The organism is Entomoplasma ellychniae, assembly GCF_002930155.1.
GTDB classification, from domain to species: domain Bacteria; phylum Bacillota_I; class Bacilli_A; order Mycoplasmatales; family Mycoplasmataceae; genus Entomoplasma; species Entomoplasma ellychniae.
The window spans coordinates 375,159-387,343 of sequence record NZ_PHND01000001.1; the positions used below are offsets into that span (position 1 = coordinate 375,159).

Here is a 12,185-nt window from a genome sequence, read left to right on the forward strand (position 1 = left end):
CCTTTATTTCTTTATTTATTATAACAAAATACCATTACTTATCTTTATATAAATTAAGGTTTAAGGTTTTGTTACAAGTGTTTTCGATAAAAACTTGATCATGACTAACAATGATTATTGTTCCTTCATATTTTTTAATAGCAGATTCTAACATCATTATAGAATTTAAGTCTAAATAATTGGTTGGTTCATCAAGAAGCAATATGTTTGTTGGTACACTCAAAATTGCGCTTAAATTTAGTTGAACTTTTTCTCCCTCACTAAGATCTCTAACTTTTTTTAAATACATTAGGTCCGTATATTTAAATTGAGATAAATATCCCCTAATTATTGTTCTTGATTCATAAGATTTTAAATCGATAAAATCCTTAACCGAAAGATTAAGTAGTTTATCATCCATAACTTGGTGTAAATACCCTATTTTAATTAATGGGTTATTTAATTGCGATAGTTGACTATAAATAAAATTCATAAGAGTTGTTTTACCAGATCCGTTTTGCCCAGTTAATGCTATTTTGTCGCGGTTATTTATCATAAAATTGTATTTATTAAGGTGTAAAATTTCACTTCGTTTTAATCCTTGCTCAAATTCAAAAGATATTTTTTTATTAAGAATATACTTATCATTAACTTCATCTAATTTGTTTAGTTTAGTTTTAAGCGCACCTAACTTTTTACTCATAGAGCTCTTTCCAGAACCACCTTGCAGTTTCTTTTCAGATGCACTTAATTTTCTAGAACCGTTTTCTTTTTTATGATTATTTATTCTAGTTGTTGTAATATCTTTTTCTAATTGTTTTTTTTGTCATTTATATTTTTCTATATTGATGTTATGTTGTTTTGCTTCATTTTCTTTTTCAAAAATATAACTTTTAAAGTTTGTTTTATAATATTTTAATTCATTATCTTCTATCTCTAAAATTTCATTAGCTGTTTTTTGTATAAGTTCTCTGTCGTGTGTTATCAATAAAATAACACCTTTGAAACATTTCATTTTTTTTATTAAAAAATTAAAGTTGTTTCTATCTAAATTAACAGTTGGTTCATCCAAAATTATAAAGTTTCCATCAGCCATAAAAGCTTCAAGAATTTTAGTTTTGCTATATTCTCCACCACTCATATTATTATTGTTTACAAAGTATTTTTGCTCTATGTAATTAGTTTTAAATGTGTTTGTTAAAACACCTTCAAATTTGTGTTCAATTTTTGCAACAGCCTTTGCAAAACTTGTTTTACCGACTCCATTATTACCAATAAGTGCAATAATTTGGTTATTATTATTAATTTGCAATTTTTGTATTTTAAACAAAAATTGTCCATTTTGGGATAGTTTAAAATTATTTATTTGTATCATATCGTTATCTCCTTTTTTCAAAAAAGATAATGAATTAAATATTTTTTTAAGTTTAAACTGTTTTATCCATGTCGTTATTCCACCTTTTTATATAGTATAATTATACATTTTTATTAAAATATTTATCACAAAATTTTTTTTAAATTAATTTGTAATTATAAGGATTAAAAATAAAGGAGAAAAATTATATGAGTTGTTATTTAGTTTTTCTTATCAATGATTTGGATAATCTTATTAGTTATTACTTTAACAATTATCCAATACAAAATAAAGATTTTGTTTGAGCAATATTACTGTAATCAGTATACGATTAGTTAAATTTTATCTTCATACCATGATTTAATTTAATGTTTTTTACTGAAATTATTTTATTAAAAATTTGCATGTTTGGAAATAAGAAAATAAAAAGTTACACATTTGCGTAACTTTTTAAAAGTTATTGATTTACTATTTTTTTTCTTTTTTAGGTGGTAATACTTCTTTAATTCTTGCAGCTTTACCTGATAAGTTTCTGATGTAGTAAATTCTAGCTCTACGTACACGTCCTTTTTTAAGTACAGTTACACTATCAACAATTGGTGAATGTAATGGGAAAGTTCTTTCCACAAACACACCATTTGATAATTTTCGAACTACAACTGAATAAGTTATACCTGATCCTTGAGTTTTAATTACTAAACCCTCAAATGTTTGGGTACGAAATTTTTCTCCCTCTTTAATTTTTACATCAATTTTGATTGTATCTCCTGATGTAAAGTCTGGTAAGTCACTTCTAAGTTGATTGTTAACTATGTCATACTTTGATGACATAGTTTTTGTTGCTTTAGATGCCATGTCTTTTTCTCCTTTATTTTTTTAATTTTTTTAAAAGTTCTAATTGAACTTTACTTAATTTTGATTCATCAATTAAATCTGGTCTTTTATTAAAAGTAGCTATTAATTGTTGTTGTTCTCTTCATTGTTTTATATTTGCGTGATGTCCACTCAATAAAACTTCTGGTACGTTGTGACCTCTAAAGTCACGCGGTTGTGTATATACTGGATAATCTAATAAATTGTTTTCAAAACTATCTTGTTGGTGAGACTCGCGACTTATTACTCCTGGTAAAACCCTAGTAATTGAGTCAAGCATTATTAGTGCTGGTAGTTCTCCTCCAGTTAAAACATAATCACCAATTGATATTTCAATATCAACATAATTTAATATTCTTTCATCAAAACCTTCATAATGCCCACAAACAATAATTAAGTGATTTTGTTTTCTGGCTATTTCTCTTGCAAAATTTTGATTTCATGTTTTTCCTTGGGGTGTGGTTAAAATAACTAACGAACTATCAGTTCTAACACTTTCTATTGCTTTAACAACAGGATCACACATTAAAACCATTCCTTTACCCCCACCAAACTGATAATCATCAACTTGATTTTGAGCAAGGTTTGTAAAATTTCTTATATCAACTATTTCTAATTCAATCTTGTTTTTTTCTAAGGCTTTTTTAATAATTGACTCTGAAATATAAGATTTAATCATACCTGGAAACAAAGTTAAAATTGAATATCTCATTACATTAAACCTTCAATATCTTTCAAAATAATTTCTAATTTATTATCGTCTTGTCTTTCAATATATTTTTCAACTAATGGTACTCAAAATTCTTTTTCATAAATTTTAATTTTTATTAAGTCATAAACACCATTGAACATATAATCGACAATATATAAAGTTTGATTTTTATAATTTATTTGATAATCAGATAAATTCACCTTTTTTTCAAAAACATTTTTTTCATTATTAAAGTAAACATATTTATTTTTAAAACGTTCTACTTCATTTATATTATTAATACCATCAAGTTTGATAATTAAATGATTTTTTTTATCTCTAAAGTCTATGATGCTAAAAGGTAAAATCTCTTTACTTGTTAATTCTATAAAAATTAGTTTGAAATCATTTCAATTTTTAATTGTTAATTCTGAATTTAAGACAAATTTTAATTCACCTTTTATTCCGAATGTATTAACAATTTTCCCTATGTGCAATAAATTATTTTTATCCATATTTATATGCTAGCTATTTTTTATTATTTGCTAATTTAGCTTCATGTAATGATTTCATTACACCTTGTTTAGATAATAGCTCTCTAACTGTTTCAGTTGGTTGAGCACCATTTTGTAATCATTTTAAAGCTAATTCTTTATTAATTTTAATTTCTGATTTTAATGGATCAAATGTTCCAATTAATTCAATGTATTGACCATTACGGTTAACTCTTGAATCAGCTGCAACAATTCTATAAAAAGGTGATTGTTTTTTTCCAATTCTTTTTAATCTTATTTTTACCATGTATCCTCCTTGTGAATGTATTTTTATAAAACCTTAATTATTTTACTAATAAACAAAAAAGAAGTCAAGTACTTTTACTTAACTCCTCATAAATAAAAAAATATTTTTTATTATATTTATTATACTTTATTAACCGTTTCTTTATTCTTTTCTTGAGATACCATTGAAAACAAAATTCTAAAAATCCAAATAATATTTGCAAATGGAATTATAAATAAAAATAAAAATAATCAAATTTGCACTTTTGAGTTTGCAATTATATTTCCTTCAAAAACTTTTATTTTTTTTGATTGTATGTAACAAAAAACAATATTTAATGCTTTTACAATGTATAAAATAGTGATAATAATTATATATTGATAAAATAAAGAAAATGCTTCATGTTCATATAAAAACAACACTATTAATCCAATTCAAATCAATAGTCAAAAAGTAATAAAAGCATCTAAAAGAATTACAGATACGAAATAAATTTTGCTTTCTTCAAAATTACGCTTACTTAAAATAAAAAAATTAATTGCAATCAAAACAATAATACTGATCATAATTGGTGCAAAAAATACGACTAATAAAAACATATAATTCCTAACTTTCTAAATAGCAATTAACTATTGGTGGTACAAAATATGAAAATCCCACAACAACATTTTTATCTCTTGGTAAAAAATCAGCAATTTTTTGATCTGAATATTGATAAATCATATTAGAAAACTCATTTTCATTATATTTTTAAAATCTTCATTTTCAAGTGCTTCAACATAAGAACCTATAACATAAAAATCTTTAGATTGGTTGTTTACTTCTTCTAAAATCATTTTAAATTTTTCATTTCGGATGTTAACCCCACTTTTTATATTAATAAAAATAGTATGATTTATATCACACTATAATTTTAACAATTCATGCCTATTATGAGTTTATTTTTTGTAATAAATATGATTAATAGGTCGCATTTTTCACTCAATAATGCTAAACACTCCAAATGCTAGAGTATATTTTAAAAAGTTTCAACAAAAAACTAAAAATAATATTTTTACATTAATGTCATCTAATTCAGGTTCACCAGCACTGTGTTCGTGTGTGTGTTCATGATGATGATCAGGTGATACTCATAATGCAAATACAAATAGAGCAGTTGTGATAAGAGTTGAAGCAGTTATTAAAATTGGCAAAGGTACAAATCTTTTAAAATATTTTTTTCTTTTATTTTGGTCTTGATGAATTGGAGAATTTTTAAAGAAATAATAAAACACCAGTCAAACTAATCAAACTATTAATATACCAGATAACATTTCAACTGATGGTGTTATTACACCATGTTCAAAACCATGAACAATACCATGTATTCAAGGTGCTAAAATTGAAATTACAGACGCAAATATTGGACCTAACATAGCTATAGAAATAGTTATCAAAGCTATATCTAAAAATTTAAATGTTAGTCATAATTGGTCGTTTAATGGCAACCTAATTGCCTCTAGTGCCATATCAATTGCTGAAACAGCAAAGCATAAAGCAATAAATATCCCAGTTAAAACAATTTTAAAAATTAGTTGAGATCTTGAAAGTCTAAATTCTATATGCAATTTAAATTCATTTTCTTTAACATGATCATGATCTCCAGATTTTGTAATATGATGATCTCCAACATATTGGTCTTTTTCTGGTTGTATTTGTTTATTCACTTCTTCTTCAGAAATGTCTTCTATTTTACTTAATCTTTTGTTTTTATCTTTTGTTGTCATAATTAATCCTAACTTATAATAATTATAAATTAGTTTTTATTATTTTCAATATATTTCATTAAATTGTTTGTAAATATTATAAAATATTAATTAGAAAAGAGGAAATTGCAAAATGGCAAAAGATAACATAGTTGATGTAGTTGTTGAAATACCAAAAGGCTCATCTAATAAATATGAAGTTGATGGGATAACTGGAAGAATAATTTTGGATAGAGTTTTATATGGAGCGAACTTTTACCCAGGCGAATATGGAATGATAGAAAACACTTTAGACTGAGATGGGGACCCATTAGATGTTATAAGTTTATGTACTTACCCAACTTTACCAGGTGTACAAGTTAGTGTTAGAATTTTAGGATCAATTAAAATGATAGATGCAGGGGAAATTGATACTAAATTATTTGGGGTTTTTAATGATGATCCTAGATTTAATGATTATCAAACACTTAAAGACGTTCCACAACACTTAAAAGATGAAATTGAAAACTTTTTCTTACAATACAAAGCTTTACAAAATAAAACAGTTAAAATTAATGGTTGAGGAACTTTAGAAGAAGCTATTGAAGAACTTCATGAATGTAAAAAAAGATTTATTAAATATAAAGATAGATTAGATAAAGGAGAAAAAGATTTAATTTTGCAAGAATGAAAAGATAAAGGTATTGGTCAAGGATAATTTATTTTTATATAAAAAATCACTTAATTTAATAAGTGATTTTTTATTTGTAAAGATTTATTATTATTAAACTTGTTTAATTGATAATTTAGCTTGAGCTTTTTCTTCGTTTAATTCTAAAATTAAAACTTGAACATCTTCACCAACTTTAACAAAATCGTTAATGTTAGTTACAAATGAGTTAGCAATTTCACTAATGTGGATTAAGCCTTTGTATTGTTTTCCATCTAATTCAAAAATTGCAAATGCTCCAAATGGTGCGATGTCTGATATTTGTGCTGTAATAACTGTGTTCATTTCTTATGATCTTCTTTCTATAATTTTATACAAATAATAATGGTACAACAAAGGTGAAAATCTAAGTTATGATATTTTATAATGTATTAATTTAATGATATCAAATCATTTATGAAAAAAATCAAAATTTATACACAATAGTTAAATTATTTGATTATTTTTTAACTAAAAGTACACAAAAGGCCCAACTCATTTTGATGTTTCTCAAAAGTTCTGTGGTTTATAAATTGGCATAAAACTTAGTTTAAAAGCTATAGAATAAGTTCTAGCAGCTTGAAAGTCAATTTTAAACTCATCAAAATATTCGTTTATAATCTTAGCACATTCAAATGTATAATTTCTTTCAACTTTTAGTTTTAATGTCATTGATCAAAAGTAATTAATTAATAAAAGAAAAATAAAAAATAAAAAAGATATTGATAAAACAGGGTATTGTCAAAAAAAGTATAAAAAATTAGATTTTAATCTTCCTGTTTCAACATCACTGCCTTGCATTATTATAAAAACAACAAACTGAAAAATAAAAATAATGAACATAAAAATTAAAATGCAAATTGGTATCAATTTTAAACTTATTTTATAAGCTATTATGCCTTTTTTGCGATTTATTTTTTTATCTGATAATCACATTCTAGACATTAAGTAATCTATCTCATAACCAACTGATTCAAAAATTCTTTTTGAAATTACTATCTTATTATTTTTTTTAACATTTTTAAATAACCTTACATATTTTGAAGTTGATTCATAAACTACATTGTAACCTTGCAAGTTATAAATTTCTTTTAACTTTTCTATAAAATATTCAATTTGTTTATTACTAATAACATCATTATATGAATTTATTCGAGGTACTTCATAAGTATAATATTGTTTTGTAAAATAAACATAAATAAAAGAAAGAACTATAAAACCAGTAAAATTTAATATTAGTAAAAATAAATTTAAATAATTCATAGTAACCTCCTGGCTTTTTTTATTACATATTTACATTATGGTATACATTTTGAACATCTTCAAGTTCATCAAGTCTGTCTAACAATGTTTTTAAATTTTGTTTTTGTTCTATTTCAGAAATATTAATATAACCATCTGTTGGTACCATTCTAGTTTCTGCTACTACATATTGCAAAATTCCAAATTCATCAAGAGATGACTTAACAGCGTTAAAAGATTTGAATGGTGCTGTCACTATTACTAAACCGTCTTCTTCTTCAACGTCATTAATATCTATTTCACTCATTATTAAATGTTCTAAAACTTCTTCTTGATTTGAATGATCAAATGCAAAAAAAGAAACTTCTTCAAACAAAAAAGAAACTTTCCCTTCTGGATTACCATGGTTTTTATTAAAAACATCTTTAATATTTGCAGCCGCTCTATTGACATTGCTTGTTAAGGCATCAACAATAATTGCTGAATTTCCTGGACCCATACCTTCATATCTATTAAATACATAGTTTTCAGCATCTCCACCATTAGCTCTTTTAATAGCTCTATCAATTACATCTTTAGGTATTTGATTCGATTTAGCTTTTTCAATTAGACCTCTTAAAGTCAAATTAGATGATGGGTCACTTCCTCCTTGTTTTGCTGCCATATATATTTCTTTGGATGCTCTACCATTTGCAGCTGACTTTTTAGCTGCAGTTTTTGCCATAGACGAAGCTCTAACTTCATGCGCTCTTCCCATTTAATTTTGCTCCTTACGTTTTAATATATTTTAATTTTAATATTTAAATCATTATCATTACCATTTATTTTAATAAAATTTAAATTGTTTTAATTTTCTTGATAGTGTTATAAAGTTGATTTAATAATTTTCTTTTACATAACTCATTTTATATTAAGTTATGTAAAAATAGGATCTTTAATTATTGTTTGATCTAATAGTATTTTATATTTGTCTTCTAAATTCATATTTATCAGGTTTTAAAAAAATCAAAATTAATTATGCATAAATAGATCTTCAAAAAGTTGATAACAGTTATTTTTGATAACTTGTTAAATATTGTTGTTTTGCCAACTCCATAGTTTATATATTCAATCAACATTTAACCTTTTTTATTTAAACTTATCTTCTTTGCGTTTTGTTGAATTATATATTCCATAAAACTTTTTTACTTCATGTGCTTTTAATTCTCTAAACTCGCCAATTCTTAAATCATCAATTTCTAAAAACTCTATTTTTGTTCTTTTCAATTTTTTTAAATCTGCATTAATAGCATCAAACATTTGTTTAACATGGTGTTTTTTACCTTCTGCAATTGTCATTTCAACAATAGATTGATTTTTTTCTACATTGTAATTTACTAATTTTGCATCAATTGCTTTAGTAAAATAATCGTTATCAATTGTTACACCACTAACTAATTCAGAAACTTGCTTATGACTAATTTTTCCTTCACAAAGACCTTGGTATGTTTTAAAAAACTCATATCTTGGATGCATAACAAAATTCGCAAATTCACCATCATTAGTCATTATAATCAATCCACTAACATCATAATCTAATCTACCAACAGGATAAACTCTTGTGGGAACATCTTTAAAATAATCAGCAACGGTTTTCCTTTGTTTAGGATCATACATGGTTGTTAAAACTAATCTTGGTTTATAAAATAGATAATAAAACTTTTCATTACTTGTTTCAGTTATCTTACCATCAACCATGATTTCAGCATCGGTGGTTGTTTTAAAACCTAATTCAGTAATTCTTTCACCATTAACAACAACTCTTCCTTCAATTATTAATTTTTCAGCATTTCTTCTAGAAGTTACACCTCTTGCTGAAAGTATTTTTTGTAACCTTTCCATTAAAAATTCACATCTCCATCAAAGTTTTCGAAATCTTCGTCATTAACTATTTCTACTTCAGAATTTTTTTGATTCATTTTTTCAGCTTCTGAATCAAAATTAATATTTAATTTTTCTTCGTTATTCACTGTTGAATGAAATAAATCAATTTGGGGGATAGATTCCATCCCGCCTTGGATATTAAATAGTTTAAAAAAGTTGTCTGTAATAGAATATAAGTTTGCACCTGTTTCAGATTTGCCTACAGCTTTAATAAGTTTTTTATCTCTTAGTTTATAAAACTGATATGCAGAATCAGCTTCTCTTATCTCATCTATACCATTTTTTGAAATAGGTCCTTTATAAGTAATTATTGATAAAACTTCAACGCAAGAAGGAGATAGTCTTGAAATAGATTTTGTAGCTTCTAACTTTGCTAAATATTCATGCAATTCAGGTTTTGTTTGTAAACGATACTTATTTTTACCAAACTTTTGAATCGAAAAAGCACAGTCTTCACTTGAACTGTATGATTTTTCTAATTCTAAAATAACTTCTTGAATATCAACAGGTCTTTTGTCTTCCAAAACATTTTGAATTTCTAAAAGGCTTATCCCTTCTTCTCCATATACAAATAAAAGTCCTTCAATAATTGATTTCATACTACTGTTCATCTGATACTGCCTCCTCTATGACTTTTAACAATGTTTCATCCTCTATAACTGATTCGGTAAAAGTAAATTCCAAAGTTTCTTCTTTTTGATTGATTGTTGCCAATTGGTGCCTAACCAAATCAAGTATAGCTAAGAATGTTGAAATAATATTCATTAAACTAACCTCATAATCAATTATAACTTCTTCTAATTTTCAACTTTTTCTTTTATTGGTTTTCATTCTTGAAACAATAGATTTAGCAATTATTTGGGGCGAAATTATTTCTTGATGGTTTGGGTCATAACCATCTTCTTCATCTCAAAATCCTTCATCATTTAAAACATCTTCTTGTTGCCGTCTTTCCATAGCATTTTTAAAAATGTTAACAAACTCTTCAAGATCTATATTTAAAATATCAATATCTTCTTCATCATCTTTTTTTAATAATTTGTTAAAAGATTGCTTTGATTTAGGTTTAGAAAACGAAGTTAAATATTCTTCTTGTTTATTATAAAAGAAATTAGTTAATTCTTTAATTTGACCATATTGTGTAATTTGTTCAATTAAATCATCAAACTGTAAATCATCTTCATCAGTTACTTGATTTTGCTCTGGTAATAACTTTCTTGACTTTAATTCTATTAATTGTGATGCCATAACTAAATACTCACTAGCTATCTCAATATCTAATTTTTGTTGACTATTAATATATGAAAGATATTGATCCACTATATCAATTAATTGAACTTGTTGAATATCTATTTTTTTGTCTTTAATCATATTTCACAATATATCAAGAGGACCTGAAAAATTATCGATCGTTAATTTATCTCAATGTTTCATAAATATCTCCTTGTAATTCTTTTATATTTTATAATAAAATGAGTTTTTTAACTCACTTTTTGGCTCATGTCAATTAGTTTGAATAGTTCTTTATCATTTTTGAAATCATTATGTATTTGTATCAGAGTTCTGGCTATTAAAACAAATAACATTTCTGTTTCTAATGAAATATTAAATTCTGATTTATTATCACTAAAAGAATGTTCTAAGTTATTTCTTAGTTTTCTTAAAAAATGTCAAGAAGATGATTGATTTAAAAGTTTCAGATAAATTTTGGTATTTTCTTTTTTAAGAGAATTTTTGAAAAAAGGTTGAGCAACTTTATCAAAGTCTTTAACAAACTTTAAGTCTTTTTCAATTTCGTGTTTTGTCAAATTATATTTTTTTACGATAAATCCGCTAATATAAATTAACTTATCAAAAATAGAAAACAAATATTTGTACATTACAACTTGATTATGATATTCTAATTCATTTATTTTAAATCTATTGTTAAAGATATCATAACTTTTATTTTTTATAGAATTAATAATATAATAATTAATAATCATATTGACTTCAGTAAAAATATAAATATTAAAAAACATTTTTTTAGATAATGCTAATGAAAAAAATGTTTTTAATAAATATAAAAATTCATGAGCATCTTTGCTTGAAATCATTTCTGAATCACTATTAATTTTTATATCTATAATTCTATTATTTTTAATTAAATTTTTATTGAGCTTATTAACTAAATTAGAGCTTTTAAAGAAATGATTATCAATTAATTGCGATATAAAAGACAATAAATTTTCAAGTTCTTGATCATTTAATGTTTTAGTTTTAATTAGTTTTATAATTTTTTTTAGTTTATCTAAACTTATCTTTAAATCATGATTCATTTTTGGCTCCTTATCCTATTATTATTTCAAATCCCATTTTATGTCAATTAAAAACTTTTAAAAAATAATCATGTTTTTCAATGAAAAACTCAAGAGAAACATCTTTAGTTAATAAATTATTAATTTGATTTGATTGAATAGCTGATTGTTTGGCTTTTTTCAGTTCTTCAATATAATTGACAGTTCATTCTAAAAGTTTTTTAGTGTGATGTATTTCAATTTGACTTAAAGTTTTATTATCTTTTTTAGTTGCATAGTCGTCTTTAAATTTTACATTTTGATTTAAATATTTTATTTGTTCTTTAAACATAGTGTTGTGTAAAGCATTTTTAAATAAATCTAAGTTTTCATTTTTATCAAAATAATCATCATACACTAAGGCTCATAAATCTGATTGAGTTGTAAATGCTCTTTTATTGTATTTAGTTGTGTTTATAACTAAATAATTTCAATGAGAAAATGTTTCTTTATCAATAGTTAAATTGTAAGAATTAACAAAAAACTTAATAAAATCTCTAAAAACTTTATCATTAATATTTAAATCATCTTTTTCAACTTCTTTAAGTTTTTCAATAAATTCTTTTTTATTCAT

16 protein-coding genes are annotated in these 12,185 nt (G+C 24.3%); 1 reads left to right on the forward strand and 15 read right to left on the reverse strand.

The window, feature by feature from the left end:
- Positions 1 to 34 precede the first annotated feature (34 nt).
- The 7 genes from EELLY_RS01650 to EELLY_RS01680 all read right to left on the reverse strand — a co-directional run bounded on the left by EELLY_RS01650 (position 35) and on the right by EELLY_RS01680 (position 5,443).
- The gene (locus EELLY_RS01650) at positions 35 to 1,354 is read right to left on the reverse strand and encodes an ATP-binding cassette domain-containing protein (protein WP_104205756.1); all 1,320 of its coding nucleotides are present in this window, start codon (positions 1,352 to 1,354) and stop codon (positions 35 to 37) included.
- A 447-nt stretch (positions 1,355 to 1,801) separates the two neighbouring features.
- Complete coding sequence (gene rplS, locus EELLY_RS01655) at positions 1,802 to 2,188, reverse strand: 50S ribosomal protein L19 (protein WP_104205757.1); 387 nt, start codon at positions 2,186 to 2,188, stop codon at positions 1,802 to 1,804.
- A 13-nt stretch (positions 2,189 to 2,201) separates the two neighbouring features.
- Positions 2,202 to 2,918: a tRNA (guanosine(37)-N1)-methyltransferase TrmD gene (gene trmD / locus EELLY_RS01660; protein WP_104205758.1), complete on the reverse strand. Its 717-nt coding sequence runs from the start codon at positions 2,916 to 2,918 to the stop codon at positions 2,202 to 2,204.
- Positions 2,918 to 3,412, reverse strand: coding sequence for a ribosome maturation factor RimM (locus EELLY_RS01665; RefSeq protein ID WP_104205759.1), 495 nt, complete (start codon positions 3,410 to 3,412; stop codon positions 2,918 to 2,920). The genes trmD and EELLY_RS01665 overlap by 1 nt, the downstream gene beginning before the upstream one ends.
- Positions 3,413 to 3,425: 13 nt before the next feature.
- Entirely contained in the window at positions 3,426 to 3,698 is a 273-nt protein-coding gene (gene rpsP, locus EELLY_RS01670; RefSeq protein WP_104205760.1) for a 30S ribosomal protein S16, read from the reverse strand.
- A gap of 119 nt (positions 3,699 to 3,817) precedes the next feature.
- Complete coding sequence (locus tag EELLY_RS01675) at positions 3,818 to 4,276, reverse strand: hypothetical protein (RefSeq protein ID WP_104205761.1); 459 nt, start codon at positions 4,274 to 4,276, stop codon at positions 3,818 to 3,820.
- Between the two features lie 339 nt (positions 4,277 to 4,615).
- Positions 4,616 to 5,443 (reverse strand): ECF transporter S component, encoded by an 828-nt coding sequence (locus EELLY_RS01680; RefSeq protein WP_104205762.1) that lies wholly within the window; start codon positions 5,441 to 5,443, stop codon positions 4,616 to 4,618.
- 112 nt (positions 5,444 to 5,555) lie between these two features.
- On the opposite strand from EELLY_RS01680, the gene EELLY_RS01685 reads away from it, so the two are divergent.
- Positions 5,556 to 6,119 carry an inorganic diphosphatase gene (locus EELLY_RS01685; RefSeq protein WP_104205763.1) on the forward strand — a complete coding sequence of 188 codons (564 nt, stop codon included), beginning with the start codon at positions 5,556 to 5,558 and terminating at the stop codon, positions 6,117 to 6,119.
- Between the two features lie 66 nt (positions 6,120 to 6,185).
- On the opposite strand, the gene EELLY_RS01690 is transcribed toward EELLY_RS01685, so the two are convergent.
- From EELLY_RS01690 to EELLY_RS01725, 8 genes are all read right to left on the reverse strand, one after another.
- Positions 6,186 to 6,416, reverse strand: coding sequence for a S1 RNA-binding domain-containing protein (locus EELLY_RS01690; RefSeq protein ID WP_104205764.1), 231 nt, complete (start codon positions 6,414 to 6,416; stop codon positions 6,186 to 6,188).
- 165 nt (positions 6,417 to 6,581) lie between these two features.
- Positions 6,582 to 7,373, reverse strand: a complete 792-nt coding sequence (locus EELLY_RS01695; protein WP_104205765.1) for a hypothetical protein — start codon at positions 7,371 to 7,373, stop codon at positions 6,582 to 6,584.
- Between the two features lie 22 nt (positions 7,374 to 7,395).
- Entirely contained in the window at positions 7,396 to 8,109 is a 714-nt protein-coding gene (locus EELLY_RS01700) for a YebC/PmpR family DNA-binding transcriptional regulator (protein ID WP_104205766.1), read from the reverse strand.
- A gap of 371 nt (positions 8,110 to 8,480) precedes the next feature.
- A complete protein-coding gene (locus tag EELLY_RS01705) occupies positions 8,481 to 9,233 on the reverse strand; it encodes a pseudouridine synthase (protein WP_104205767.1) in 753 nt (250 codons plus the stop codon).
- Positions 9,233 to 9,886, reverse strand: coding sequence for an SMC-Scp complex subunit ScpB (gene scpB, locus EELLY_RS01710; RefSeq protein ID WP_104205768.1), 654 nt, complete (start codon positions 9,884 to 9,886; stop codon positions 9,233 to 9,235). The genes EELLY_RS01705 and scpB overlap by 1 nt, the downstream gene beginning before the upstream one ends.
- Positions 9,876 to 10,709, reverse strand: a complete 834-nt coding sequence (locus EELLY_RS01715) for a segregation and condensation protein A (RefSeq protein WP_104205769.1) — start codon at positions 10,707 to 10,709, stop codon at positions 9,876 to 9,878. The genes scpB and EELLY_RS01715 overlap by 11 nt, the downstream gene beginning before the upstream one ends.
- Before the next feature lie 47 nt (positions 10,710 to 10,756).
- Positions 10,757 to 11,593: a hypothetical protein gene (locus EELLY_RS01720; protein ID WP_104205770.1), complete on the reverse strand. Its 837-nt coding sequence runs from the start codon at positions 11,591 to 11,593 to the stop codon at positions 10,757 to 10,759.
- A gap of 10 nt (positions 11,594 to 11,603) precedes the next feature.
- Positions 11,604 to 12,185 (reverse strand): hypothetical protein, encoded by a 582-nt coding sequence (locus EELLY_RS01725; RefSeq protein WP_104205771.1) that lies wholly within the window; start codon positions 12,183 to 12,185, stop codon positions 11,604 to 11,606.